This window comes from Streptomyces sp. NPDC058985 (assembly GCF_042740985.1).
In the GTDB taxonomy this organism is placed as follows: Bacteria; Actinomycetota; Actinomycetes; order Streptomycetales; family Streptomycetaceae; genus Streptomyces.
On the sequence record NZ_JBHYJX010000015.1, the window covers coordinates 39,008 to 64,737 of the forward strand.

A 25,730-nucleotide genomic window follows, 5' to 3' on the forward strand; every position below is an offset into this window, starting at 1 on the left:
TCAGGCATCCGCGCAGGCATGAGAGGAATCCAACCCCCCATGACCGAACAGACCGGACAGACCAGACAGACCCGGCGTACCTGGAAGCAGGCCGTCGGCACCGTGGCCGTCACCGCGGCGGCGCTCACCGTGGCGGTCACCCCCGCCGGCGCCGCCACTCCCGAGGCCCCGGCCGCCCCCGCCGTCTCGACCGCCGCCGTGACGGCCGCCGCAGCGGACGTCGACTACGACACCTGGCAGCGGGACTGCCGGGCCGTGATGGACAACGCCCTGCCGTACCTGAAGGAGCGGATCGGCGACGCCCGGCCGGGCGAGAAGCAGGCGATCGTCCTCGACATCGACAACACCGCCCTGGAGACCGACTTCGGCTTCAGCTACCCGGCGCCCGCCAACCGCCCGGTCCTGGAGGCCGCCCGGTACGCCCAGGAGCGCGGGGTCGCGCTGTTCTTCGTCACCGCCCGGCCGGGCATCATCGAGCTGCCCACCGAGTGGAACCTCGACCACGCCGGCTACGACTCCTCCGGCCTGTACGTGCGCGGCTTCCTCGACCTGTTCCGGGACGTCGCCGAGTACAAGACCGAACAGCGCGCGAAGATCGAGTCGAAGGGCTACACGATCATCGCGAACATCGGCAACAGCGCCACCGACCTGTCGGGCGGGCACGCCGAGAAGACGTTCAAGCTGCCCGACTACGACGGCCAGTTGTCCTGACGCCGGTGTCCTGACACCGGTGTCCTGACGCCGGTGTCCTGACGCCGGTGTCCTGACGCCGGATAGGCTCCCCTGGTCGAACGACCAGGGGGGCCGCAGGTGGAACCGACCGTACTCGGCGGGAAGTTGGCGTCCAGCCTGGTCGCCCCGCTGGTGAAGAAGCTCTTCGTCACCGGCGGCCCCGGCGCCGGACTGGCCGACCGGCCGGTCCGGCTGACCCGCCTGGTGTCCTTCAGGGGCGAGCAGCGCACCCTGGGCGAGAGGGAGGTGCGCGGGCTCGCGGGGCGGCTGGTCGGCGACGCCCTGGACTCCCCGGGCGAACGCCCCTTCCCGCGCGACGAGGAGACCGCCGTCGCCGACGCCCTGGCCGCGCGGCTGCTGGCCCTCGGCGACCTGGACATGGACGACGTCCAGGCGGTGCGGCTGGGGCACCGGGAACTCGCCGCCCGGCTGCGGACGGCCGCCGGGCCCTGGGACGGCCTCTCCGCCGACGCGGGCCACTTCCTCGACTCCGCGACCGAGTGGGCCTGCCTCCACATCCTGGAGTTCTTCACCCGGCGCTCCACATTCGTCGCCCGGACGCTGGTGGAGCAGACCCGCGGCCAGACGGAGCTGATCGCCAAGGTCGACGAGCTGATCACCCGTGTCCCCCGCCCGGACGCCCGGGACACGGCGTTCGAGCGCCGGTACCTGCCGTACGCGGCCGAGCAGTACAACCACATCACCATCTACGGCATCGACCTGCGCGACTCCCCCGACAGGTGGCCGCTGGAGGTCGCCTACCTGAGCCTGGAGGCGACCGGCGACGAGGAACACGCCGCCACCCTGCCCGGGGAGCGCGGCGAACCGGAACGCACCGTCCGGCTCCCCGCCGAGCACGCCCTGCGCACCCACGACCGCGTGCTGCTGCGCGGCGACGCCGGCTCCGGCAAGACGACCCTCGTGCAGTGGCTGGCGGTCACCGCCGCCCGGGACGGCGACCGGGTCCCGTACGTCCTGCCGCTGCGCACCCTCGTCCGGGCGGGCACGCTCCCGGCGCCCACGGCCTTCCTCACGGCCGTGGGCTGCCCGCTCACCCCGCCCGAGGGCTGGGCCGAGCGGGTGCTGACGGCCGGCCGGGGACTGGTCCTCGTCGACGGCCTGGACGAGATCCCGGCCGCCGAACGGCACCGCACCCGCGACTGGCTCCTCGCCCTGATCCGCGCCTACCCCGGCAACCGCTGGCTGCTCACCTCCCGCCCCAGCGCCGTACGCCCCGACTGGCTGGCCGGCGAGGGCTTCCGGGAACTGGCCCTGACCCCGATGCGCCGTGCCGACGTCACGACCTTCGTGCGCCGCTGGCACACGGCCGCGCGCGCCCCCGCGTACGAGGCCCCGCTGCTCGACTCCCTGCACACCAAGCGCGACCTGGCCCGCCTCGCCACCAACCCCCTGATGTGCGGGCTGATCTGCGCCCTGCACCGGGAGCGGCGGGGCTACCTCCCCACCGGCCGCAAGGAGTTGTACGACGCCGCCCTCACGATGCTGCTCGCCCGGCGGGACCGGGAGCGGGGCATGGAGGCCGTGGACCTGGGCGAGGAGGCCCAACTGGAGCTGCTCCAGCGGCTCGCGTACGCGCTGGTGCTGAGCGGGCGCACGGAGATGGACGTCGCCACGGCCGAGGGCATCGTGGAGCGCGCGCTGCCCTCGGTCGCCTCGGCGGCGGGACGGGGCGACGCGGCGACGGTCCTGCGGGAACTGCTCCTCCGCAGCGGCCTGCTCCGCCGTCCCGCCGAGGGCACCCTGGACTTCGTCCACCGCACCTTCCAGGACTACCTGGGCGCCCGGTACGCGGTGGAGGAGGGCCACCTGGACGTCATCGCGGGCCGCGCGTACGACCCCCACTGGGAGGACGTCATCCGCATGGCGGTGGCCCACGCCCGTCCCGGTGAGCGGGCGGTGCTGCTGCGGCGGCTGCTGGCGGAGGGCACTCCGCGGCTGACGCTGCTGGCCCTGGCGTGCCTGGAGCACGCGACCGCCCTGGATCCGATGGTGCGGGCCGAGGTGGAGGCGCGGGCGGGGGTGCTGATCCCCCCGGGCTCGAAGGAGGACGCGAAGGCCCTGGCGGAGGCGGGGCCGCTGGTGCTGGAGCTGCTGCCGGGACCGGAGGGGCTCTCGGACGCGGAGGCGCAGGGGGTGACGGTGACGGCCTCGCTGCTGGCGGCGCACGAGCCGGCCGGTGCCCTGACCGTGCTGCGCCGCTTCCGGGGCCACCCCTCGCTGGACGTACGCCGGCAGCTGGTGGGGACGTGGGGGCGGTTCGAGGCGCGGGAGTATGCCGCGGAGGTACTGGATCACCTGGACCGGACGGACTTGTTCCTGACCGTCGAGACGGCCGCCCAGCGCGCGGTGGTCGCCGGTATGCGGCCCTGGGCGCGGCTCGACTTCCGCGGAGCGCACACCATGGCCGACGTCCTGGCCTGTACGGAGCGGCCGGAGACGGTCGTGGAACTGCACCTCACGGACAACCCGGACCCGGTGGATGTCGGCGAGCTGGCCGCCTTGGGCCGCCTGCGATGCCTGGGGCTGATCAGCTGTCCGTCGGCACGGGGCCTCGGGCACCTGTCGGCGCTGTCCCTCGAAGAGCTCATGATCGTCCGGTGCCCGGATCTCTCCGGTCTCCAGGATCTGGGCTCGCTGAGCCTGCTCTCCGTCGCGCAACGGATTCCCGGCACGCGACTGACCGAGTGCCTGCCGGTCTCGGCACCGCTGAAGTTTCTCTGGCTCGGCCAGGACGCCACCGCCGCCACCGGCCTCGCGGGCCTCTCGCACTGGAGCAGCACCCTTGAGTGGCTCAGCCTGCTGCTCACGGTGCCGCTCACCGCCGCGGACTGGAGCGAGATCGCGGGGCTCCCCCTGCTGTCCAGGATCCGTCTGGACGCCTCGATGTTCCCCGACGGCCTCGGACCGACGGCGGCGCTGCCGCACGTCACCGAAGTCTGTTTCGCCTCCGTCCAGGGGGACGAGGACCTTTCCGCCCTGCCCGCCCGCCTGCCGGGCGTGCGCACCGTCGTCCTCGAGCCGGCCCCCGGCGCACGCCTCGACACCGCCCGGTACGCCGCCCTGTTCCCCGGCGCGGACGTCACCGTCGACGGGGACTGACCCGGCACACGGAAGAGGGCTGCTCCAGGACCGGAGTCCTGGAGCAGCCCTCTTCCCGGCTCACCCCCGGAGGGCTACGCCTCCTTGCTCAGGTTCGGCCCCGCGCCGCCGGCCGCCTGCTCGATCGGCGGGACGTCGGGCAGTGCCGACTTCTCCTCGCCGCGGAACGTGAAGGTCTGGGACTCGCCCTCGCCCTCCGTGTCCACGACCACGATGTGGCCCGGGCGCAGCTCGCCGAAGAGGATCTTCTCCGACAGCGAGTCCTCGACCTCGCGCTGGATCGTGCGACGCAGCGGACGCGCGCCCAGCACCGGGTCGTAGCCCTTCTTGGACAGCAGCTCCTTGGCGGACTGGGAGAGCTCGATGCCCATGTCCCGGTCCTTGAGGCGCTCGTCCACCTTGCCGATCATCAGGTCGACGATCCGCAGGATGTCGTCCTGGCTGAGCTGCGGGAAGACGACCACGTCGTCGACGCGGTTGAGGAACTCGGGCCGGAAGTGCTGCTTCAGCTCGTCCTGGACCTTGTTCTTCATGCGCTCGTAGTTGGTCTTCTTGTCACCCGCGGCGGCGAAGCCGAGGTTGAAGCCCTTGGAGATGTCCCGCGTGCCGAGGTTGGTCGTCATGATGATGACCGTGTTCTTGAAGTCCACGACCCGGCCCTGGGAGTCGGTCAGGCGACCGTCCTCCAGGATCTGCAGCAGCGAGTTGAAGATGTCCGGGTGGGCCTTCTCGACCTCGTCGAAGAGGACGACGGAGAACGGCTTGCGGCGGACCTTCTCGGTCAGCTGGCCGCCCTCTTCGTAGCCCACGTAGCCGGGGGGCGAACCGAAGAGACGCGACACCGTGTGCTTCTCGCTGAACTCCGACATGTCGAGGGAGATCAGCGCGTCCTCGTCACCGAAGAGGAACTCCGCGAGCGCCTTGGACAGCTCGGTCTTACCGACACCGGACGGACCGGCGAAGATGAACGAGCCACCCGGACGCTTCGGGTCCTTCAGACCGGCACGGGTACGGCGGATCGCCTTGGACAGCGCCTTGACGGCGTCGACCTGGCCGATGACCCGCTTGTGGAGCTCGTCCTCCATGCGCAGCAGGCGCGAGGACTCCTCCTCCGTGAGCTTGAAGACCGGGATGCCGGTGGCGGTCGCGAGGACCTCGGCGATCAGCTCGCCGTCGACCTCGGCCACGACGTCCATGTCGCCGGCCTTCCACTCCTTCTCCCGCTTGGCCTTGGCGGCGAGGAGCTGCTTCTCCTTGTCGCGCAGGGACGCGGCCTTCTCGAAGTCCTGCGAGTCGATCGCGGACTCCTTGTCGCGGCGGACGCCGGCGATCTTCTCGTCGAACTCGCGCAGGTCCGGCGGCGCGGTCATCCGGCGGATCCGCATCCGGGAGCCGGCCTCGTCGATCAGGTCGATCGCCTTGTCCGGCAGGAAGCGGTCCGAGATGTAGCGGTCGGCGAGCGTGGCCGCCTGCACCAGGGCCTCGTCCGTGATCGAGACGCGGTGGTGCGCCTCGTACCGGTCACGGAGACCCTTGAGGATCTCGATCGTGTGCGGCAGCGACGGCTCCGCGACCTGGATGGGCTGGAAGCGGCGCTCCAGGGCCGCGTCCTTCTCCAGGTGCTTGCGGTACTCGTCCAGCGTGGTCGCACCGATGGTCTGCAGCTCACCGCGGGCCAGCATCGGCTTCAGGATCGACGCGGCGTCGATGGCGCCCTCGGCGGCACCCGCACCGACCAGCGTGTGCAGCTCGTCGATGAACAGGATGATGTCGCCGCGCGTGCGGATCTCCTTGAGCACCTTCTTCAGGCGCTCCTCGAAGTCACCGCGGTAGCGGGAGCCGGCGACCAGCGCGCCGAGGTCCAGGGTGTAGAGGTGCTTGTCCTTGAGGGTCTCGGGCACCTCGCCCTTGACGATGGCCTGCGCGAGGCCCTCGACGACGGCGGTCTTGCCGACGCCGGGCTCACCGATGAGCACCGGGTTGTTCTTGGTGCGGCGGGACAGCACCTGCATGACCCGCTCGATCTCCTTCTCGCGCCCGATGACCGGGTCGAGCTTGGACTCACGAGCGGCCTGGGTGAGGTTCCGGCCGAACTGGTCGAGGACCAGGGACGTGGAAGGCGTGCCCTCCGCAGGACCGCCGGCGGTGGCGGTCTCCTTGCCCTGGTAACCGGAGAGCAGCTGGATGACCTGCTGCCGCACCCGGTTGAGATCGGCGCCCAGCTTGACCAGGACCTGGGCGGCGACGCCCTCGCCCTCACGGATCAGGCCGAGCAGGATGTGCTCCGTGCCGATGTAGTTGTGACCCAGCTGGAGGGCCTCGCGGAGCGACAGCTCCAGGACCTTCTTGGCACGGGGGGTGAAGGGGATGTGACCCGACGGGGCCTGCTGGCCCTGCCCGATGATCTCCTCCACCTGCTGGCGGACCGCCTCGAGCGAAATCCCGAGGCTCTCAAGGGCCTTGGCGGCGACACCCTCACCCTCGTGGATCAGGCCCAGGAGGATGTGCTCGGTGCCGATGTAGTTGTGGTTGAGCATCCGGGCTTCTTCCTGAGCCAGGACGACAACCCGCCGCGCGCGGTCGGTGAACCTCTCGAACATCGTTAATCGCTCCTCAGAGCGGTCAGGCAGTAAGGGGAACTTCCCCTCCCTGTCCTTCCGCAGCTTAGTCCCGCAAGCGGGGACCGCTCATTCCAACTGCCGACACCGTCGATGGCCTCCTGACCCCTGACGCCGACATCTGCCACAACCCGATGGTGCGAGACGATGTTCCCGCAGGCCAGGCACTTACCCCACTCGCCAGTACGCCGATGGCGAACGCGAGACGGCCCGGACTGCGTGTCGCCCCCTCCCACTAGGGATGTCTTACCCGCTGGGACTGACACTCCATGCCGCGTGCACCGGTTCCCTCCGCTACGGGCGAACAACCTCGCACCTCCCCGCACCCCCGCACGCCCCCATCACCGGCACTCTGAGTAATCGTTCCGGCGCCAAGCGTAACTCCAGCGTACTTTCGACTGTTGCGCTTGGCATGGTTGGCGCCCTGCCCCCGGTACCCGTCGTCCCTCCGGCCGCTCCCGGCCCTCTGGCCCCGCCCGTCCCCCCGGCTTCCGCCGTCGTGCCGCCGCCGCGCCGGTCGCTGGAGGCGGGCGGCGGGCGGTGGGAAGGGGTGCGGTCCTGGTACGAGGAGGTGCTCGGGTGGCCGACGGCGCCCGGAGTTCCGCCCCGGCTGCGCGTGGGCGTCCGCTTCGACGTCCTGGAGGTCCCGGCCGAGGCCGGTCGCGCGACGCTGGAGCGGCTCGGACCGACGGGCCCGGTGGCCGTCCGGGGCGAGCGGATGCTGCTGCTCGTGGCGGCGGGCGGCGCGGAGGAGGTGCCGGGGCTGCTGGAGTGGCTGGAGTGGGGCTCGCTGCCGCTCGATCTGACCGCGGTGGGCACGGGCGGCCTCATGGACGCGCCCCTCGCGCCCGCCACCGGGCCGGGGTCCGGCCGGGACGGCACGCGGGGGGCCGCCTGCTGGCTGCGGCCCCCGCAGCCGGGGTACGAGGTCGAGACCTCGCTGCCGACGCTGTCGGTCCTCGGGGGCACCGGAAACGCCCCGGATCTCGCACGGCTCGTCCGCACACTGGCCACCCAGTGCCACCGGGTCCGGCTCGGCGCCGGGCGCGGCCGGTGACGGTGGAGCGGGCGAGGACGCGGGCGGTGTCGCGGGCCGGGTGATCAGCCGTTGGCCTTCTCGTACGCCTCGCGGATGATCGCGGGAACACGGCCGCGGTCGTTGACCTCGTAACCGTTCTCCTTCGCCCAGGCGCGGATCGCCGCGGTGTCCTGGCTGCCACCGGAAGAGGCGCGCGCCTTGCCGCGACCGCCCGAGGCACGGCCTCCGGTACGGCGGCCACCCTTGACGTAGGCATCGAGAAGACCACGGAGCTTGTCCGCGTTGGCGGTGGTGAGGTCGATCTCGTACGTCTTGCCGTCAAGTGCGAACGTCACGGTCTCGTCTGCCTCGCCGCCGTCGAGGTCATCGACAAGAAGGACCTGAACCTTCTGTGCCACCGGATTTCCTTTCATCGATAACGTGAGGGCCGGAGGTCCGTCGGCGTCCGCCGTATCGCCGTCCCTTGTTATATGCAGTACTGCACTACGCCGGAAAGCAAACCGCTTTTGCCGGAAAAACACAAACCCCCGGCGGAGACCGGCAGCCCGCCTCCGGGCCGGAAACATGCGCGTTTCGGACATAGGGTCTGGCCCTGTCCGGCGATCACAGATGCAGAAGCATCCGACTGTTACCCAAGGTGTTCGGTTTCACTCGTTCGAGACCGAGGAACTCCGCAACGCCCTCGTCATAGGAACGCAGCAGCTCCGCGTAGACATCGGCGTCGACCGGCGTCTCCCCGATCTCCACGAAGCCGTGCTTGACGAAGAAGTCCACTTCGAAGGTCAGACAGAAAACGCGGCGAACACCGAGCCAGCGCGCGGTGTCCAGCAACTTCCCCAGCAAGTGATGTCCCACGCCGGCCCCCTTCAGGCCCGGCTTCACCGCGAGAGTGCGCACTTCCGCGAGGTCTTCCCACATCACGTGCAGGGCACCGCAGCCGACCACCTCGGCGTTGTCGTCCCGTTCCGCGACCCAGAACTCCTGGATGCTCTCGTAAAGCGTCACCATCGCTTTGTCGAGCAGGATACGGTCGCGGACGTACGCGTCGAGGAGCCGGCGTACGTCCGGGACATCCCTGGTACGGGCCCGCCGGACGGTGATGGCATTTGACATGTGGGGACGCTATCGCTCGCCGCCGTCCGGTACCGAGCCGGGGTTGGGGGCGGAGGTTTCCGGTCCCTGCGCGGAGGTTTCCGGTCCCTGCACGATGCGGATGGCGTCTCTGAGTGCCTGCCGCTGTTCCTCACTCATCATGCCGAAGAAGGCGATGAGGGCGGCTGCGGGGTTGTCACTCTGCGACCACGCGTCGTTCATCAGCGCGGCGGCGTAGGCGGCGCGGGTGGAGACCGCCTCATATCGATAGGCCCGGCCTTCCGACTCGCGGCGGACCCAGCCCTTCTGATGGAGATTGTCCAGAACGGTCATCACGGTGGTGTACGCGATGGACCGTTCCTGCTGGAGGTCTTCCAGGACTTCTCGAACGGTCACGGGGCGGTTCCACTTCCACACCCTCGTCATGACCGCGTCTTCGAGTTCTCCCAATGGGCGAGGCACGTTCCGAACGATAGTGGGAGATCTGGCCGATCGCGTGCCGGACGTGCGGTTTTGCGGGCAAACGGGCGTGGAAAGGGCGTACGGCTCCCGTGGTCGTGCGGGAGCCGTCCGCGCGGTGGGGTCAGCCTTCGGCGCGGGGGGAGTGCTGCCGGGCGCCCTCCGCCCGGGCGAGGGCGGCGTCCACGGCCGCGTCCTCCTTGGCCTTGTTGGCGCCGCCCTGGGTCTTCACGATCACCCGGATCAAGCCGATGAAGAACACGGCCATGACGGCCGGGGGCAGGAGCGCGGAGACGTAGTCCATGGACCCAGGGTAGCCAGGGGGAGTCAGCCGGCCACGAGGTGGTGCCGCGAGCCGGGGGCGGGCGGGGCCGGCTTGCGGCGGGGGAAGACCTCGCCGGGGGTCGGGACGGGGCGTTTCGGGGTGGCCGGGGCCGGGGCCGGTCGGGGGGCCGGCTTCTGGGCGGGCTTCTGGGCGGGCTTGCCGGGCTGCTGGCCGCCGGGGAGGGCGTGCAGGTGGGTGCGGGCGGCGGGGAGCCTGACGGTGGGGGCGCCGGGGGGCGCCGGGGGTGCGCAGCGGGCCAGCAGCGCGGCCGCGGTGGGGTTGCCGCGCAGGGCACCGAGGGCGGCCAGATCGTCCGCGTGGGGGCGGTGGCCGGCGCCCAGGGCCTCGTCCAGCAGTGCGAGGTAGCCGGTGGCGGTGCCGGGGAGTGCGGCGCGGTACCGGGCGAGGTCGGCCACCAGGAAGGCACGTAGCCGGGCGCTCTCCCGCATCGCCTCGTCGAGCGACTCTGCGAGGCGGAGGCAGTCCTGGGCCTCCTCCGCCGAGACGGGACTGGGGTTCAGGGCACGGGCGAGAGCGCGCCGGAGCACACACAGCTCCTGAGCACCGAACGCCATGCCGCCGCGGGTTCCGTAGGGCGTGGGCATGTGGTGACGATACGCGCTAATCAGACAAACTCGGCATAGGGGACGGGTGTGGCGCGGCGGGATGCCCACCGCGCCACACCCCGGGCGCCCCTACAGACGGGACACGTTCCGTTCGTAGACCAGCCGGAGGCCGATCAGGGTCAGCCAGGGCTCGTGCTCGTCGATGACCGAGGCCTCGCCCAGCACCATCGGCGCGAGTCCGCCCGTCGCGATGACCGTGACGTCCTCGGGGTCGTCGGCCAGCTCGCGGGCCATGCGGCTGACGACGCCGTCCACCTGTCCCGCGAAGCCGTAGACGATGCCCGACTGCATCGCCTCCACCGTGTTCTTGCCGATCACACTGCGCGGGCGGGCCACCTCGATCTTGCGGAGCTGCGCGCCCTTCACGCCGAGTGCCTCGACCGAGATCTCGATGCCGGGGGCGATGACCCCGCCGACGTACTCCCCGCGCGCGCTGACCGCGTCGAACGTCGTCGCCGTGCCGAAGTCCACGACGACCGCCGGGCCGCCGTACAGCTCGACGGCCGCGACGGCGTTGATGATGCGGTCGGCGCCGACCTCCTTGGGGTGGTCGGTGAGGATGGGGACGCCGGTCTTGACGCCCGGTTCGACCAGGACGGCGGGGACGTCGCCGTAGTAGCGGCGGGTGACCTCGCGCAGTTCGTGCAGGACCGAGGGGACCGTCGCGCAGATGGCGATGCCGTCGATGCCGTCGCCCAGCTCGTCGCCGAGGAGCGGGTGCATGCCCATCAGGCCCTGGAGGAGGACCGCCAGCTCGTCGGCCGTGCGGCGCGAGTCCGTGGAGATGCGCCAGTGCTCGACGATGTCCTCGCCGTCGAAGAGGCCCAGGACGGTGTGCGTGTTGCCTACGTCGATCGTCAGCAGCATGGCCCTACTCCGCCGCTCGCAGGTCCAGGCCGATGTCCAGGATCGGGGAGCTGTGCGTGAGGGCGCCCACGGCCAGGTAGTCGACGCCGGTGTCGGCGTACGCCTTGGCGTTGGTCAGCGTCAGGCGGCCCGAGGCCTCCAGGGCCGCCCGGCCGGCCACCAGGGCGACCGCCTCCTCGCACTCGGACGGGGTGAAGTTGTCCAGCAGGATCAGGTCGGCGCCCGCGTCCAGCACCTCGCGGAGCTGGTGCAGGGTGTCGACCTCGACCTCGATGGGGACCTCGGGGAAGCGGTCGCGGACGGCCTGGAACGCCTGCGCGACGCCGCCGGCGGCCACCACGTGGTTGTCCTTGACCAGGGCCGCGTCCGACAGGGACATGCGGTGGTTGACGCCGCCGCCGCAGCGGACGGCGAACTTCTCGAGGCCGCGCAGGCCGGGCGTCGTCTTGCGGGTGTCGCGGACCTTGGCCTTCGTGCCGTCCAGAGCGTCCGCCCACGCACGCGTGGCCGTCGCGATGCCCGACATGCGGCACAGGAGGTTCAGCGCGCTGCGTTCGGCGGTGAGGATGTCGCGGGTGCGGGTGGTGACGGAGAGGAGCTTCTGACCGGGCTCCACGCGGTCGCCGTCCTCGACGTGGCGTTCCACCTCGAACTCGTCCGTGCAGACGACCGAGAGGACCGCCTCGGCGACCCTGAGGCCCGCCACCGTGCCCGCCTCCCGCGCGGTGAGGTCGCCGGTGGCCACGGCCTCCTCGGGGATGGTCGCGACCGTCGTCACGTCCACGCCGCCCGCCAGGTCCTCCTGGACGGCGAGGTTCGCGATGTCCTCGACCTCCACCGGGTCCAGTCCGGAGTCCAGCAGGAGCGCGGCGAGAGCGGGGTCGAGGCCGCACTCCAGGTACGCGTCTTCGTCGGTTTCCGCGCCGCAGGCGCAGCCGTCGCCGCAGCCTCCGGAGGAGGCGAGGGGAAGGTCGGGGGTGTTCACTGCTCTCACTGCTCCTGGGGACGCTGCGTCGGCCGGCGGCCGTGGACGGTCGGGGGGAATTCTGGCGTGTCCGTGGTGTGCACGGCGAGGGTGCGGTCCGGGTTCAGGCGTACGACGATGTGGCGGGCCCAGGCGGTGTCGTCGCGGTCCGGGTGGTCCTCGCGCCAGTGGCAGCCGCGCGTCTCCTCGCGCCGGGCCGCGGCGGCCACCAGGACGCGGGCCACGCACATGAGGTTGGTGGCCTCCCAGGTGTCGACGCCGGGCTCGGACGTCTTGCCGTGGTCCCGCAGGGCCTCGCGGGCCTCGGTGTGGAGGTGGTCCAGGCGGTCGGCGGCCCGGGCGAGGGAGTCCGCCGAGCGCAGGACGCCCGCGCCCTCGGTCATGATCCGCTGGATGGCGAGGCGGGACTCCGGGGGGAGCAGGGGGTGCGCCGGGTGCGCGGGGTGCGGGAGCGGGGCGGGCACGCGCGCGTGGAGAACGTCGTCCGCGTGGCTCGCCGCGATGTCGGCCGCGATGCGCTCGGCGTAGACCAGCCCTTCGAGGAGGGAGTTGGAGGCGAGCCGGTTGGCGCCGTGCACGCCGGTGCAGGCGACCTCGCCGCACGCGTAGAGGCCGGGGACCGTGGTGCGGCCCGCGGCGTCGGTGCGGACGCCGCCGGAGGCGTAGTGGGCGGCCGGGGCGACCGGGATCGGCTCGGTGACCGGGTCGGTGCCGTGCGACCGGCAGGCGGCGAGGATCGTGGGGAAGCGGCTCTCCCACATCTCCGCCCCGAAGTGCCGGGCGTCCAGGTACATGTGCTCGGCGTCGCCCTCCAGCATGCGGCGCAGGATGCCCTTGGCGACGATGTCCCGGGGGGCGAGTTCCGCGAGTTCGTGCTGCCCCTCCATGAAGCGCACGCCGTCCGCGTCCACCAGGTGGGCGCCCTCACCGCGTACCGCCTCCGAGACGAGGGGCTGCTGGCCCTCCGCGTCCGGGCCGAGGAAGAGGACCGTGGGGTGGAACTGGACGAATTCGAGGTCGCTCACCTCGGCGCCCGCGCGCAGGGCGAGCGCGACGCCGTCGCCGGTCGAGACGGACGGGTTGGTCGTCGCCGAGAAGACCTGCCCCATGCCGCCGGTCGCCAGGACCACCGCGGGGGCCTGCACGGCCCCCACGCCGTCGTGCTGGCCCTCGCCCATCACGTGCAGGGTGACGCCCGCGGTGCGGCCCTCGGTGTCCGTGAGGAGGTCGAGCACCAGGGCGTTCTCGACGGTGCGCAGTCCACGCGCGCGTACCGCCTCGACCAGGGCGCGGGAGATCTCCGCACCAGTGGCGTCGCCGCCGGCGTGCGCGATGCGGCGGCGGTGGTGGCCGCCCTCGCGGGTGAGTGCCAGACCGCCCTCGGTGGACTCGTCGAAGTGCGCGCCGGTCTCGATGAGGCGGCGTACGGCGTCGGGGCCCTCGGTGACCAGGATGCGGACCGCCTCCGGGTCGCACAGGCCCGCCCCTGCGACCAGGGTGTCGTCCAGGTGCTGCTCGGGGGTGTCGCCCTCGCCGAGGGCCGCGGCGATGCCGCCCTGGGCCCAGCGGGTGGAGCCGTCGTCGAGGCGGGCCTTGGTGACCACCACCGTGCGCAGTCCGGCCGCCTCGCAGCGCAGGGCCGCGGTGAGGCCCGCCACGCCGGAGCCGACGACCACCACGTCCGCGTCGAGGGCCCAGCCGGGCGCGGGGGCGTGCAGACGTATGCCTGTGCTGGTCACGAGGCGGCTCCGAAGGTGAGGGGGACGTTGTCGATCAGCCGGGTCGCGCCGACCCGGGCGGCGACGGCGAGGATCGCCTCGCCGGTGTGGTCGTCGTCGATCTCGGTGAAGTCGGCGGGGTCGACGAGGGCGAGGTAGTCCAGCTCCAGCGGCGGGGTGGCGCGGGCGGCGTCGTCCAGGATCAGGCGGGCGGCGGCCCGGACGGCCGTGGCGCTGCGGGGGGCGGACGTGGCGACGGCGTGGGCGTCGGCCGCCGCGCGGGACTCGCCCAGGGCGCTGAGGGCCTCGGCGCGGGCCCGGGTGGCCGGGACCTCGCGGGCACGCGCGCACAGCGCCTCCTGGGCGGCGTGCCGGTCCAGGCCCGCGAAGAGCGCCTGGGAGAGCGCGAGGGCCGTGCGGCGCTCCGGGGCGGAGAGGTAGCGGTTGCGGCTGGACAGGGCCAGGCCGTCGTCCTCGCGCACCGTGGGGACGCCGATGATCTCCACGCCGAAGTTCAGGTCGCGGACCATGCGGCGGATGAGCGCGAGCTGCTGGGCGTCCTTCTGGCCGTACAGGGCGAGGTCCGGGCGGGTGAGGTGGAGCAGCTTGGCGACGACGGTGAGCATGCCGTCGAAGTGGCCGGGGCGGGAGGCGCCCTCCAGGCGTTCGCCCATCGGGCCGGCGGTGACGCGCACCTGGGGTTCGCCGCCGGGGTAGACCTCGTCGGCCGAGGGGGCGAAGACGGCGTCCGCGCCCGCCCGCGCGGCGATCTCCAGGTCGGCGTCCAGGGTGCGCGGGTAGCGGTCCAGGTCCTCGCCGGCGCCGAACTGGAGCGGGTTGACGAAGACCGTGGCGACGACCTCGCCGTCCGGGCCGGCCAGATCGCGCGCCGTGCGGATCAGGGTGGCGTGGCCCTCGTGCAGGGCGCCCATGGTCATCACGACGGCCCGGCGGCCGCGCCGCACACGCGCGTGGAGTTCGCCGGCGGTGCGCAGCAGGACGGGCGGGGTGGTGGTCATCGGGCGTCTCCCTCGGGGCCGGTGGGGCCGCTGGGCCCCTCGTCGGGGTCGCTGGGTCCGTCGGGGCGGTCGGGGCCGGTGGGTCTCTCGTCGGGGCCGGTGGGTCCGTCGGGGCTGCCGGGCCCGGTGGGTCCGTCGGGGCTGCCGGGCCCGGTGGGTCCGTCGGGGCTGCCGGGCCCGGTGGGTCGCTGGGGGCCCGCGGATTCTCCTCGGCCGTCGGAGCCTGCGGGCCCCTCACGGCCGTCGGAGCCGACGGGTCCCCCGGAGCGGTCAGGGCCGGTCGGTCCCGCGGGGCCGGTGGGGCCCGGCCTTGCTTCGGCGAGTACCCCGAGCAGGTCCTCGGCCAGTTCGGCCTTCAGCAGTCCGTGGGCCAGCGCGCGGTCGGCCGTCGCGCGGGCCATCGCCAGGTAGCCGGCCACGGCCTGCGGCGCGTGCTCGCGCAGCTCCACGATGTGCGCGGCGACCGTGCCCGCGTCGCCGCGCGCGACGGGGCCGGTGAGGGCCGCGTCGCCGGAGCGCAGGGCGTTGTCGAGGGAGGCGCCCAGCAGGGGGCCGAGCATCCGGTCGGGGGCCGCCACGCCGGCCGCGCGCAGCAGCTCCATGGACTGGGCGACCAGGGTGACCAGGTGGTTGGCGCCCAGGGCGAGCGCCGCGTGGTAGAGCGGGCGCCGGTCCTCGGCGATCCACTCCGGCTCGCCGCCCATCTCGATGACCAGGGCCTCGGCGGCCAGCCGCAGCTCCTCGGGAGCGGTGACGCCGAAGGAGCAGCCGGCCAGCCGCTGGACGTCCACGGGAGTGCCGGTGAAGGTCATCGCCGGGTGCAGGGCGAGCGGCAGGGCGCCGGCCCGCAGCGCGGGGTCCAGGACCCTCGCGCCGTACCGTCCGGAGGTGTGCACCAGCAGCTGGCCCGGCCGCACCGCGCCGGTCTCGGCGAGGCCGGTCACCAGGCCGGGCAGGGCGTCGTCGGGGACGGTCAGCAGGACCAGTTCGGCGCGCTGCAGGACCTCGGCGGGCGCCATGAGGGGCACGTCGGGCAGGAGTGCGGCGGCGCGCCGCCTGGAGGCGTCGGAGACCCCGGAGACGGCCACCGGGCGGTGCCCGGCGAGCTGGAGGGACGCGGCCAGCGCGGGGCCCACGCGTCCGGCGCCGACAACGCCTACGGTGAGCCGCGCGGGGCGGTCCCTGGGATCTGGCTGGGGGGTTGTGTTCACGCGAGGACGGCCTTCCCGTTCCAGTCCGCTCGGGGTACCGGACGATTTCTCGTCATGTTAACGCGATTGGTTCGGGGGACGTTCGGTTGTCCACAGGCTGTGGGTTTCCGGCCCGTACCCGGCATGATCCCGTCATGACTGACACCGTGGAGGAAAGTGGCGGACCGGCCGGGCAGGAGGCGCCCCCGGCGGAGCGGAACCGGCGGACGCGGGAGCGGCGGGTCGCCGTCCAGCGGGCCGCCCGCCGGGTGCTGGACCGCCCCGGCCACCTGCGGACCGTCCGCGAACGGCTGGCGCTGCTCGACGACGTCCAGGACCTCTACGACCTGGACGAGCCGGTGGACATGTACGGCAACGGCGTCGTCGAGGCCCTGGAGGAGCGGACCGCCCTGCTGCTCGGCCTCGAGGCCGCCGCCTTCTTCCCGACGGGCACGATGGCCCAGCAGGTGGCCCTGCGCTGCTGGGCCGGCCGCACCGGCGACCCGACGGTCGCCCTGCACGGCCTGAGCCATCCCGAGGTGCACGAGCGGAACGCGTTCAGCCGGGTCAGCGGGTTGCGGCCGGTGCGGGTGACCAGTGAGCCCCGGCTGCCGACCGCGGCGGAGGTGCGCGACTTCGAGGAGCCCTTCGGGGCACTGATGCTGGAGCTGCCCCTGAGGGACGCCGGTTACGTGCTGCCCGCCTGGGAGGAGCTGACCGAGGTCGTCGCCGCGGCGCGGGAGCGGGACGCGGTGGTCCACTTCGACGGCGCCCGGCTGTGGGAGACCACCGTGCACTTCGGCCGGCCCCTGGCGGAGATCGCGGGCCTCGCGGACAGCGTCTACGTGTCGTTCTACAAGTCGCTCGGCGGCTTCGGCGGCGCCGCGCTCGCCGGTCCGCGCACGCTGGTGGAGGAGGCGCGCGCGTGGCGGCACCGCTACGGCGGCGCCCTGTTCCAGCAGTTCCCCACCGCCCTGTCGGCGCTGGCGGGACTGGAGCGGACACTGCCGCGACTGCCCGAACAGGTCGCGCACGCACGCGTGGTGGCCGCCGCGCTGCACGAGGGGTTCGCGGCGGCAGGCGTCCCGTGGGCACGCGTGCAGCCCGAGGTGCCGCACACCCACCAGTTCCGGGTCTGGCTGCCGTACGACGCCGAGGTCCTGGGCGAGGCCGCGCTCCGGCAGGGCGAGGAGACCGGCGTCCTGCTGTTCGCCGGGCCCTGGGACCCCGCCGGGCCCGGGATCGCCGTCGCGGAGGTCGGCGTGGGGACGGCGGGCCTGGAGTGGACGCCCGACGACGTGCGGGCGGCGGTCGCGGACTTCGTGGCCGGGCTGGCGGACTGAGCGGCGGACCACGTCGGCCCGGGACACCCGGCGCCACCGCCCGCGCGGGGCACGTCTAGAACGGCCGCTCACCTCGCGGCCGGACCTCGCGGCCGGACCGCGCGACCGGGCGGCGGCCGGCTCAGCCCAGGGCGCGTGGCCGCCGGGACCACCACCCGCGCAGTGCGCGCCGCAGGCGGCCGTGGGCGGGGCGGCCGGCGAGTACGGCCCGGAACCGGCGGCGTTCGCGCCACTCGCGCACGACCTGCCGGTCGTGGGTGCCGGGCGGGGGCGGGGCGGGCTCGCCGAGCTGCCGGGCACGGTAGGTGTCGAGGAGGTACTGCTGCGTGATGCTCATGGCGGATCGCCTTCTCCCGGAGACGGGTCGGAGACAGCGGTGAGGAGGGGCTCCGCGGAGGGGGCTCCGCGGCTGCCCCGGTGACCCCACCCTGCTCCGGTCCCGGCCCGCGGTCGCGCCGATTGACGGGCGCGGTCAATCGGCGGCGGCGTTGTCGGTGGCGGCGTGCACCATGGGGGCATGAGCGTGCGCATCGACATCGCGGGGCTGCGGCCGGAGAGGGTCGCCGTCGTGCCCTCTCCCCTGGCCGAGCTGGGCATGGCGCTGCACGCGCTGTCCGAGCCGGGGCACCACCCCGGTCTGCAGGGCTGGGCCACGGGCGTGACCGCCCGGCTCGACTCGCATCTGGCCGACCGGATGTGCGAGGCGGACTTCCTGTGGCGGACCACCTTCTCGGACCTGTTCATGCCGTTCGCCGGGGTGCCGGGCCGCAGCACGCTGCCCGGCGCCACCCTCGCCGAGGACCTCGACCTGCTGGACAAGCTGTCCGACGAGCAGTTCGTGGACGCGGCCCTGGAGTTCACCTGCGCGCTGCCGTACAGCACGGACGGGGTCTCCGCGCTCGCCAGCGCCCAGGTGCGCCGGCGCGCCCTGGACCTCGCCGCCGCGCGCGGCCCGCAGCAGCTGCGCTTCAGCGAGCGGCTGCTGGTCGACCCGCCCCGGATCCGGGGCTGGCTGCGGCAGTTCGCGCACGACTGCGACGAGGCGTTCTTCGCGGAGGCCTGGTCCCGGCTGCGCCACCAGCTCGCGGCGGACGCCCGGCTCAAGACGGACCTGCTGCGCCGCAAGGGCCTCGCCGAGGCGCTGGCCGCCGTCTCCACGGCGGTGACGCTGGACGAGGGCGCCGCGCGGATCACGGTCGACAAGCTGGGCGACGGCCGCTCCGCGACGGCGGACGGCGGCCTGCTGCTCGTCCCGACCAGCCTGGGCTGGCCGCATCTCATGGTCCTGCACCGGCACGGCTGGCAGCCGGTGCTGCACTACCCGGTCGGCTCCCCGGAGATGGCCTCGCCGCCCTCGGTCGAGCAGCTCACGCTGCGGATGACCGCGCTGTCCCACCCCGTGCGCATGCGGATCTGCCGGTATCTGGCCCGCAGCGAGTACACCACCGGCGAGCTGGCGCAGGTGCACGGCATGACGGCCCCCGAGATATCCCGGCACCTGGGCGTGCTGAAGAAGGCGGGGCTGATCACCACCCGCCGCCGCGGCCGGTACGTGCTGCACCAGCTGGACGTGACGGTGGTGGCCCGGCTGGGCAGCGACTTCCTGGAGGGGATACTCCGGTAGCCCGGCGCCGGGCGGTGCGTGCGGCCGGTCGGCGGGCAGTTCGTGCGGCCGGTCAGCGGGCGTACGTGCGGCCGGTTCAGTCGGCCCGGATGTGCCGGATTCCGACGCCCGCCTGCCTGATCCGGGTGCGCAGCGCGCCCTCGTTGTTGGGCCTCAGGGTGAGTCCCGCCAGCACGGCGATCCGGTCGGCGGTCTTCGGGACAGTCGTGTGGTCCGTCCACAGGTGCTCGGCGAACTCCGGCTCGGCCAGCCGCTCCAGGCAGTGGTCGAGCCGGCCCTCGGCCCAGGTGTCGCGACGCGGCCCGGGACGCTTCCCACGGGCGTACCCGGCGTACCTGACGTACCCGATCAGGTGGCCGAGGCCGCGCTCGCGCAGCCGCCGCAGCACCGTCTCGCGCTCGGCGAGGAGGGTGAAGTGGCGTACGTCGTGGCCCAGTTCGCCAAGGCGGCCCACGGTCTCGGCGAAGTACCCGGAGTCGGTGACCGTCATCGGCGCGATCACCACCCCGTCGTGCTTGGTGAGCGCCAGGTCGAGGACCTCGACCACGCCCTGCCGCCAGGAGGACAAGTCCTGGAAGTCTCCGCGCAGTTCGGGCGGCAGCGTGCGGCGCAGCCCGAAGCCCACGTGCTCGGGGTCGCAGACGACGCTGCCCGGCAGCCGCCGCCGTATCTCGAAGGCAGTCTGTGTCTTGCCGCCCCCGAAAGGGCCGTTGATCCACAGGAGCATGCGCAGACCCTACCGACGCGGGCGCACCGGCGGAGCCCCGTGAGCCGGTCCCCCTTTGCGGTTCAGCCCTGTCCCCCGCCGGCCCGCACCAGCCCGGTCTCGTAGGCGAGCACCACGACCTGCACCCGGTCGCGCAGGTTCAGCTTGGTCAGGATGCGGCCCACGTGCGTCTTCACGGTCGCCTCCGACAGCACGAGCCGCGCCGCGATCTCCCCGTTGGACATGCCCTGCGCGACCAGCACCATGACCTCGCGCTCCCGGTCGGTGAGCCGCTGGAGCTCCTTGTGCCGGGGCTCCTGACCGGTGGTGGGCAGCATGGGCGCGAACCGGTCGAGGAGCCGGCGGGTGGTGGAGGGGGCGACGACCGCGTCGCCGCTGTGCACGGAGCGGATGGCGGCGAGCAGTTCGCCGGGCGGCACGTCCTTGAGCATGAAGCCGGAGGCACCCGCCTTCAGCGCCGAGAAGGCGTACTCGTCGAGGTCGAAGGTGGTCAGGATCAGCACCTTGGGCGCGTCGGGGTCCACGCAGATCCGTGCGGTGGTCTCCACGCCGTCGAGCTTGGGCATCCGGACGTCCATGAGGACGACGTCCACGGCGGTCGAGCGCAGCACCTGGAGGGCCTCGACGCCGTCGCCCGCCTCCGCGACGACCTCCATGTCCGGCTGGGCCGCCAGCACCATCCGGAACCCGGTGCGCAGCAGCACCTGGTCGTCGACGAGCATTACGCGGATCGCCATCGGGGCCTCTTCCTTACAGGTGTCAACGCGGTACGTGCGTGCGGGGGCGGTCGTCAGTGTGCGGGTTTCAGGGGCAGCAGCGCGCTGATGCGGAATCCTCCGCCCGGTCGCGGTCCCGCGTCCAGGGTCCCGCCGACCATGCCGATCCGCTCGCGCATGCCGATCAGACCGTGGCCCTGGCCGTCGAAGCCGCCCTCCTCGTACAGCTCGTGCGGGGCGCCCTTGCCGTCGTCCTCGATGAGCAGCCCGAGTCCGTCGTCGAAGTAGACCAGGCGCACGCTCGCGCCCGCGTTGGGCCCGCCGTGCTTGCGGGTGTTGGTCAGCGCCTCCTGCACGATGCGGTACGCGGTCAGCTCGACGCCGCTGGGCAGCTGCCGCGGGGTGCCCTCGACCTTGAAGTCGACCGGCAGCCCGGAGGTCCGGCAGTGCTCGACGAGGTCCTCGATCTGCTGGACGTCGGGCTGCGGGACGTACTCGCCGGCCTCCTGGTGCTCGCCGGTGCGCAGCACGCCGAGCAGGCGGCGCATCTCGGCCAGCGCCTGGCGGCCGGTGGAGGAGATGGTCTCCAGGGCCTTCTTCGCCTGGTCGGGGGCCGCGTCCAGGACGTAGGCGGCGCCGTCGGCCTGGACGACCATGACGGACACGTTGTGCGCGACGACGTCGTGCAGCTCGCGGGCGATCCGGGCGCGTTCGGCGGCGACGGCGACCTTGGCCTGTGCCTCGCGCTCCTTCTCCAGCCGGGCGGCCCGCTCCTCCAGCTGCGCGAAGTAGGCGCGGCGGGTGCGGATGGAGTCGCCGAGCACCCAGGCGAGCGCGAAGGGCACCGCCTGGAAGACCGTTATGGCGATGTTGCTCCCTATCCCCAGCTCGTCGTCGGCCCAGCGCAGCTGGGCGAAGGGCGCGGCGCACAGCCCCACGGCGAGAGCGGTGCGGGAGGCCCAGCGGGCGCCGGTCGCGGCGACCGTGTAGACGATCACCAGGAAGGCGAAGTCCGACGGCATCGTGGAGACGTCCAGCGCCAGCTGCCCCACCCCGATGGCGACGGCGAGCAGCAGCATCCGCTCCGGCATCCGCTGGCGCAGCGCGATCACGACGCTCAGCAGGACGGCGAACGGGATGATCAGCGCCAGGAGACGGGTGCCCCTGTCCGACGTCCCCGGACCCGACACGGACACCAGGGTGATCCCGAGCAGGACGAGGGCCCAGAAGGAGTCGACCCCGGTGGGGTGTCGGCGGAGGAAGTCGTAGAGGCGCTGCACGTAACCCAGCGTAGGGAAGCGGAATAGGTGCAGGGGTCAACCGGAGGGCCGATCCGTATCCGCCGCGCATACTCCGCAAGGTGGAGGCCCCGCTCCTCTGTGCCCCTAGCCTGGGCCTGTGACAGCAGGGACGACAGGGGCCGAAGGGATTCCAGAGGCGCACGGCGAGTGGCGTGGCTGGAGGGAGGCCACACAGGAGGCCCTGTACGGGCCCGTGGGGTTCTACCGGGCCGGTCCGGAGGGTCCGGCCGCGCACTTCCGCACGTCCGTCCACGCCTCGCCGCTCTTCGCCGCGGCGGTGGCGCGGCTGCTGTGCCGGGTCGACGAGGCCCTGGGCCGGCCCGCCCCGCTGGCCTTCGTGGACATGGCGGCCGGACGGGGCGAGCTGGTCACCGGCGTGCTGGCCGCGCTGCCCGCCGCCGTGGCGGCCCGCACGCGCGCGTACGCCGTCGAGGTCGCCGGGCGTCCCGAGGGTCTCGACCACCGGATCGAGTGGCGCGCCGAGCCGCCGCGCGGCGTCACCGGGCTGCTGTTCGCCAACGAGTGGCTGGACAACGTGCCGGTGGAGGTGGCGGAGGTGGACGCCGCGGGCGTGGCGCGGCGGGTGCTGGTCCGCGGCGACGGGACGGAGCGGCTCGGCGAGCCGGTGGCCGGGGCGGAGGCCGCGTGGCTGGCGCGGTGGTGGCCGCTGCCCGGTGAGGAGGGGCTGCGGGCCGAGATCGGGCTGCCCCGGGACACCGCCTGGGCGGCGGCCGTGGCGTCGCTGGACGCGGGGCTCGCGGTGGCCGCGGACTACGCGCACACCGTGGACTCCCGGCCGCCGTTCGGGACGCTCACCGGCTTCCGGGCGGGGCGGGAGACGCGGCCGGTGCCGGACGGGTCGTGCGACATCACCGCGCATGTGGCGCTGGACGCGTGTGCGTCGGCCCACGCCGCGAGGTGCGCTCCGGACCGCACGCCCCCGGATGCCCTCGTACGCCCCCAGCGCGAGGCCCTGCGCGCCCTCGGGGTCACGGGCGTACGCCCCCCGCTCGCGCTGGCCTCCACCGACCCGGCGGCGTACGTGCGCGCCCTGACGCGCGCCTCGCAGGCGGCCGAACTGCTCGCGCCGGGCGGTCTCGGTGACTTCGGGTGGCTGCTCCAGCCGGTGGGCGGGGTGGACGCCGCCGCGCTACTTGTCGATGTCGCCGACGACGAAGAAGAGTGACCCGAGGATCGCCACCATGTCCGCGACCAGCGTGCCGGGCAGCAGCTCGGTCAGCGCCTGGATGTTGTTGAACGAGGCCGAGCGCAGCTTCAGCCGGTACGGCGTCTTCTCGCCCTTGCTGACGAGGTAGTAGCCGTTGATGCCGAGCGGGTTCTCGGTCCAGGCGTACGTGTGGCCCTCGGGGGCCTTCAGCACCTTGGGGAGCCGCTGGTTGACCGGCCCGGGCGCCAGCTCGGCCAGGCGGTCCAGGCAGGCGTCGGCGAGGTCGAGGGCGTTGTGCGTCTGCTCCAGGAGGACCTCGAAGCGGGCGAGGCAGTCCCCCTCGGTGCGGGTGACGGCCTTCAGGGTGTCCTGGAGTTCGCCGTAGGCGAGGTACGGCTCGTCGCGCCGCAGGTCGAAGTCGACGCCGGAGGCGCGCGCGATCGGCCCGCTGACGCCGTAGGCGTGCACGGCCTCGGGCGTCAGGACGCCCACCCCGCGCGTGCGCCCGCGGAAGATCTCGTTGCCCAGCACCAGGTCGTCGAAGACGTCCATGCGCGAGCGCACGGCGGCGACGGCGGCACGCGCGCGCGTGGTCCAGCCCGCCGGGAGGTCCTCCTTGAGGCCGCCGACGCGGTTGAACATGTAGTGCATGCGCCCGCCGGAGACCTCCTCCATGACGTTCTGGAGGACCTCCCGCTCCCGGAAGGCGTAGAAGACCGGGGTGATCCCGCCCAGCTCCAAGGGGTACGACCCCAGGAACATCAGGTGGTTGAGCACCCGGTTCAACTCCGCGAGCAGCGTCCGCGTCCACACCGCGCGCGTGGGGACCTCCATGCCGAGCATCCGCTCGACGGCGAGGACGACGCCCAGTTCGTTGGAGAACGCCGACAGCCAGTCGTGGCGGTTGGCGAGCACGATGATCTGCCGGTAGTCGCGGGCCTCGAAGAGCTTCTCCGCGCCGCGGTGCATGTAGCCGATCACGGGCTCGGCGCTGGTGATGCGCTCGCCGTCCAGGACGAGCCTGAGCCGCAGCACTCCGTGCGTGGAGGGATGCTGGGGCCCGATGTTGAGCACCATGTCGGTGCTCTCCGCGGCGCCGCCGATCCCGACCATGGTCTCCGTCGTAGGAGTCATGAACACAGTCTCCCCTACGTACGCTGGCCTCATGGAGACGGGGAGCCCTGACGACGCGGGCACGGCGGGGGCGACGGACGCGGCGGTTCCGGCGCGGGACGAGCCGGTGTGGACCGGCCTGCCGCCAGGACTGCTGCGCATGAGGCGGCTGTTGCTGGTGGTGTGGCTGGGGCTGCTGACCCTCGCCGCGGGGCTGCTGCCCGGCCTGTTCCTCGGCGCCCCGTGGGCGGCCCTCGCGCTGCCGCCGCTGGCCCTGCTGGCCTGGGGCTGGGTGATGCTGGAGCGCAACTGGCGCTCCTGGCGGTACGCCGAGCGCGCCGACGACCTGCTGATCAGCCGGGGCGTGCTGTGGCGGGAGGAGACCGTGGTGCCCTACGGCCGGATGCAGCTGGTGGAGGTCACCTCCGGGCCGGTCGAGCGGCACTTCGGCCTGGCCAGCGTGCAACTGCACACGGCCGCCGCGGCGACCGACGCGACCATCCCCGGCCTCGACCCGGCCGAGGCGGAACGCCTGCGCGACCGCCTCACCGAGCTGGGCGAGGCCCGATCGGCGGGGCTGTGACCACGCCCGGGGCCGGCGGCTCCACCCAGGCCGCCGAGCACGGCCCGCCCCCGGGAGCGGACGGCGTCACCGAGCGCCGCCTGCACCCCGTCACGCCGCTGCGCCGCGCGTGGGCACCGGTCGCCGTGCTCGTCGGCTGGGCGGTGCACGACCCCGACCAGGCGCAGCGCCAGCTGACCCGGCTGACCACGACCCACATCCTCGTCGGCCTCGCCGTACTGATCCCGGCCGCCGGCCTCTACGGCTTCCTGACCTGGTGGTTCACCCACTACGCGGTGACCGGCACGGAGCTGCGCATCCGCACCGGGCTGCTGTTCCGCCGTACCGCGCACATCCGCCTCGAACGCATCCAGGCCATCGACGTCACCCAGCCGCTGCTGGCCCGGGTCGTGGGGGTCGCCAAGCTCAAACTCGACGTCATAGGGACCGGCAAGAAGGACGAACTGGCCTTCCTGGGCGCCGGTGACGCCCGGGCGCTGCGGGCCGAGTTGCTCGCCCGCGCGGCGGGCTTCGCCCCCGAGACCGCGCACGAGGTCGGTGAGGCCCCCGCCCGGCAGCTGCTGCGCGTGCCGCCCGGTGTGCTGGCCGTCTCGCTGCTGCTGACCGGCGCGACCTGGGGCACGCTGCTCGCCGCCGCGGTCGTACCGACGCTGCTCTGGCTGGCCACCCACAACCTGTGGACGGTGCTGGCGACCGCCATCCCCCTCGTGGGTGCCGCGGGCGCGAGCAGCGCGGGCCGGTTCGTCGGGGAGTACGACTGGACCGTGGCCGAGTCCCAGGACGGGCTCCGCATCGACCACGGCCTGCTGGACCGGGCCCACGAGACGGTGCCGCCGGGCCGGGTGCAGACCGTGCGGATCGTGGAGCCGCTGCTGTGGCGGCGGCGCGGCTGGGTGCGGGTGGAGCTGGACGTGGCCGGCTCGTCGAACTCCGTGCTGCTGCCGGTCGCCCCGCGCGAGATCGCCGAGTCCGTCGTCGCGCGGGTGCTGCCGGGGGTGACCGTGCCGGCGGCGCGGGACCTGTCGCGTCCGCCGCGGCGCGCGGCGCGGTGCAGGCCGCTGTGGTGGCGCGGCTACGGCCTCGCCGTCACCGACGCGGTCTTCGCGGCCCGGTACGGACTGCTGCGGCGCAGCCTGGCGCTGGTGCCGCACGCCAAGGTGCAGAGCGTCCGCCTGACCCAGGGACCCTGGCAGCGGGCGCTGCGGCTGGCGGACGTACGGGTGGACACGGGGGCGAACAAGACCGTGACCGCGCGGCTGCGGGACGCCGGCGAGGCGGCCCGGCTGCTGGACAGCCAGGCGGAACGGTCCCGGACCGGCCGCCGGGACGCGCCGCCGGACCGCTGGATGGCCTGAGCCGCCCCGG

The 25,730-nt window shown here is 73.3% G+C and carries 24 protein-coding genes; 8 read left to right on the forward strand and 16 right to left on the reverse strand.

Going from position 1 to position 25,730, the window contains the following annotated elements; all coding sequences use genetic code 11:
- The first annotated feature begins 39 nt into the window (after window positions 1-39).
- Together ACFW01_RS15995 and ACFW01_RS16000 are read left to right on the forward strand one after the other, a co-directional pair.
- The gene (locus ACFW01_RS15995; RefSeq protein ID WP_234959496.1) at window positions 40-711 is read left to right on the forward strand and encodes an HAD family acid phosphatase; all 672 of its coding nucleotides are present in this window, start codon (window positions 40-42) and stop codon (window positions 709-711) included.
- A 99-nt stretch (window positions 712-810) separates the two neighbouring features.
- Window positions 811-3,852 carry an NACHT domain-containing protein gene (locus ACFW01_RS16000; RefSeq protein ID WP_384504084.1) on the forward strand — a complete coding sequence of 1,014 codons (3,042 nt, stop codon included), beginning with the start codon at window positions 811-813 and terminating at the stop codon, window positions 3,850-3,852.
- A gap of 74 nt (window positions 3,853-3,926) precedes the next feature.
- Here ACFW01_RS16000 and ACFW01_RS16005 read toward each other — a convergent pair whose 3' ends face one another.
- Window positions 3,927-6,452, reverse strand: coding sequence for an ATP-dependent Clp protease ATP-binding subunit (locus ACFW01_RS16005; protein ID WP_125493174.1), 2,526 nt, complete (start codon window positions 6,450-6,452; stop codon window positions 3,927-3,929).
- 430 nt (window positions 6,453-6,882) lie between these two features.
- Between ACFW01_RS16005 and ACFW01_RS16010 the strand changes: the two genes are divergently transcribed.
- Window positions 6,883-7,527 carry an SCO3374 family protein gene (locus tag ACFW01_RS16010; RefSeq protein ID WP_384504086.1) on the forward strand — a complete coding sequence of 215 codons (645 nt, stop codon included), beginning with the start codon at window positions 6,883-6,885 and terminating at the stop codon, window positions 7,525-7,527.
- Window positions 7,528-7,571: 44 nt separating this feature from the next.
- Here ACFW01_RS16010 and ACFW01_RS16015 read toward each other — a convergent pair whose 3' ends face one another.
- From ACFW01_RS16015 to ACFW01_RS16060, 10 genes are all read right to left on the reverse strand, one after another.
- Window positions 7,572-7,907 (reverse strand): Lsr2 family protein, encoded by a 336-nt coding sequence (locus tag ACFW01_RS16015; protein ID WP_064729127.1) that lies wholly within the window; start codon window positions 7,905-7,907, stop codon window positions 7,572-7,574.
- A gap of 205 nt (window positions 7,908-8,112) precedes the next feature.
- Window positions 8,113-8,622: an amino-acid N-acetyltransferase gene (locus ACFW01_RS16020; RefSeq protein WP_234959493.1), complete on the reverse strand. Its 510-nt coding sequence runs from the start codon at window positions 8,620-8,622 to the stop codon at window positions 8,113-8,115.
- A 9-nt stretch (window positions 8,623-8,631) separates the two neighbouring features.
- Window positions 8,632-9,051: a BlaI/MecI/CopY family transcriptional regulator gene (locus tag ACFW01_RS16025; protein WP_384504187.1), complete on the reverse strand. Its 420-nt coding sequence runs from the start codon at window positions 9,049-9,051 to the stop codon at window positions 8,632-8,634.
- A gap of 133 nt (window positions 9,052-9,184) precedes the next feature.
- On the reverse strand, window positions 9,185-9,364 hold the full coding sequence (locus ACFW01_RS16030; protein ID WP_384504088.1) for a hypothetical protein: 180 nt from the start codon (window positions 9,362-9,364) through the stop codon (window positions 9,185-9,187).
- Window positions 9,365-9,387: 23 nt separating this feature from the next.
- A complete protein-coding gene (locus ACFW01_RS16035) occupies window positions 9,388-9,990 on the reverse strand; it encodes a hypothetical protein (protein ID WP_384504090.1) in 603 nt (200 codons plus the stop codon).
- Between the two features lie 90 nt (window positions 9,991-10,080).
- Window positions 10,081-10,878, reverse strand: coding sequence for a type III pantothenate kinase (locus tag ACFW01_RS16040; RefSeq protein ID WP_234959490.1), 798 nt, complete (start codon window positions 10,876-10,878; stop codon window positions 10,081-10,083).
- A gap of 4 nt (window positions 10,879-10,882) precedes the next feature.
- Window positions 10,883-11,863 (reverse strand): carboxylating nicotinate-nucleotide diphosphorylase, encoded by a 981-nt coding sequence (gene nadC, locus ACFW01_RS16045; protein WP_384504092.1) that lies wholly within the window; start codon window positions 11,861-11,863, stop codon window positions 10,883-10,885.
- Window positions 11,864-11,868: 5 nt separating this feature from the next.
- Window positions 11,869-13,602 (reverse strand): L-aspartate oxidase, encoded by a 1,734-nt coding sequence (locus tag ACFW01_RS16050; RefSeq protein WP_384504094.1) that lies wholly within the window; start codon window positions 13,600-13,602, stop codon window positions 11,869-11,871.
- Window positions 13,599-14,600: a pantoate--beta-alanine ligase gene (panC, locus tag ACFW01_RS16055; protein ID WP_234959487.1), complete on the reverse strand. Its 1,002-nt coding sequence runs from the start codon at window positions 14,598-14,600 to the stop codon at window positions 13,599-13,601. The genes ACFW01_RS16050 and panC overlap by 4 nt, the downstream gene beginning before the upstream one ends.
- Window positions 14,597-15,811, reverse strand: coding sequence for a DUF2520 domain-containing protein (locus ACFW01_RS16060; protein ID WP_384504096.1), 1,215 nt, complete (start codon window positions 15,809-15,811; stop codon window positions 14,597-14,599). Before ACFW01_RS16060 ends, panC begins: the two co-directional genes overlap by 4 nt.
- A gap of 134 nt (window positions 15,812-15,945) precedes the next feature.
- On the opposite strand from ACFW01_RS16060, the gene ACFW01_RS16065 reads away from it, so the two are divergent.
- Window positions 15,946-17,133, forward strand: a complete 1,188-nt coding sequence (locus ACFW01_RS16065) for a threonine aldolase family protein (RefSeq protein ID WP_384504098.1) — start codon at window positions 15,946-15,948, stop codon at window positions 17,131-17,133.
- A gap of 121 nt (window positions 17,134-17,254) precedes the next feature.
- Here ACFW01_RS16065 and ACFW01_RS16070 read toward each other — a convergent pair whose 3' ends face one another.
- A complete protein-coding gene (locus ACFW01_RS16070; RefSeq protein ID WP_234959484.1) occupies window positions 17,255-17,470 on the reverse strand; it encodes a hypothetical protein in 216 nt (71 codons plus the stop codon).
- 180 nt (window positions 17,471-17,650) lie between these two features.
- Between ACFW01_RS16070 and ACFW01_RS16075 the strand changes: the two genes are divergently transcribed.
- Window positions 17,651-18,757: a DUF5937 family protein gene (locus ACFW01_RS16075; protein ID WP_384504100.1), complete on the forward strand. Its 1,107-nt coding sequence runs from the start codon at window positions 17,651-17,653 to the stop codon at window positions 18,755-18,757.
- A 76-nt stretch (window positions 18,758-18,833) separates the two neighbouring features.
- On the opposite strand, the gene ACFW01_RS16080 is transcribed toward ACFW01_RS16075, so the two are convergent.
- The 3 genes from ACFW01_RS16080 to ACFW01_RS16090 all read right to left on the reverse strand — a co-directional run bounded on the left by ACFW01_RS16080 (window position 18,834) and on the right by ACFW01_RS16090 (window position 21,480).
- Window positions 18,834-19,484: an AAA family ATPase gene (locus ACFW01_RS16080; protein WP_384504102.1), complete on the reverse strand. Its 651-nt coding sequence runs from the start codon at window positions 19,482-19,484 to the stop codon at window positions 18,834-18,836.
- 62 nt (window positions 19,485-19,546) lie between these two features.
- Complete coding sequence (locus ACFW01_RS16085) at window positions 19,547-20,221, reverse strand: response regulator (RefSeq protein WP_384504104.1); 675 nt, start codon at window positions 20,219-20,221, stop codon at window positions 19,547-19,549.
- A gap of 53 nt (window positions 20,222-20,274) precedes the next feature.
- Window positions 20,275-21,480, reverse strand: coding sequence for a sensor histidine kinase (locus ACFW01_RS16090; protein ID WP_234959481.1), 1,206 nt, complete (start codon window positions 21,478-21,480; stop codon window positions 20,275-20,277).
- Between the two features lie 118 nt (window positions 21,481-21,598).
- Here ACFW01_RS16090 and ACFW01_RS16095 point away from each other — a divergent pair, with 118 nt between their 5' ends.
- Entirely contained in the window at window positions 21,599-22,687 is a 1,089-nt protein-coding gene (locus ACFW01_RS16095; RefSeq protein WP_384504106.1) for an SAM-dependent methyltransferase, read from the forward strand.
- Here the strand turns inward: ACFW01_RS16095 and ACFW01_RS16100 are convergent.
- On the reverse strand, window positions 22,652-23,803 hold the full coding sequence (locus ACFW01_RS16100; RefSeq protein ID WP_234959479.1) for an NADH-quinone oxidoreductase subunit D: 1,152 nt from the start codon (window positions 23,801-23,803) through the stop codon (window positions 22,652-22,654). The genes ACFW01_RS16095 and ACFW01_RS16100 overlap by 36 nt on opposite strands.
- 31 nt (window positions 23,804-23,834) lie before the next feature.
- Between ACFW01_RS16100 and ACFW01_RS16105 the strand changes: the two genes are divergently transcribed.
- Together ACFW01_RS16105 and ACFW01_RS16110 are read left to right on the forward strand one after the other, a co-directional pair.
- A complete protein-coding gene (locus ACFW01_RS16105) occupies window positions 23,835-24,365 on the forward strand; it encodes a PH domain-containing protein (RefSeq protein ID WP_161326156.1) in 531 nt (176 codons plus the stop codon).
- Window positions 24,362-25,720 (forward strand): PH domain-containing protein, encoded by a 1,359-nt coding sequence (locus ACFW01_RS16110; RefSeq protein WP_384504109.1) that lies wholly within the window; start codon window positions 24,362-24,364, stop codon window positions 25,718-25,720. Before ACFW01_RS16105 ends, ACFW01_RS16110 begins: the two co-directional genes overlap by 4 nt.
- Window positions 25,721-25,730 lie beyond the last annotated feature (10 nt).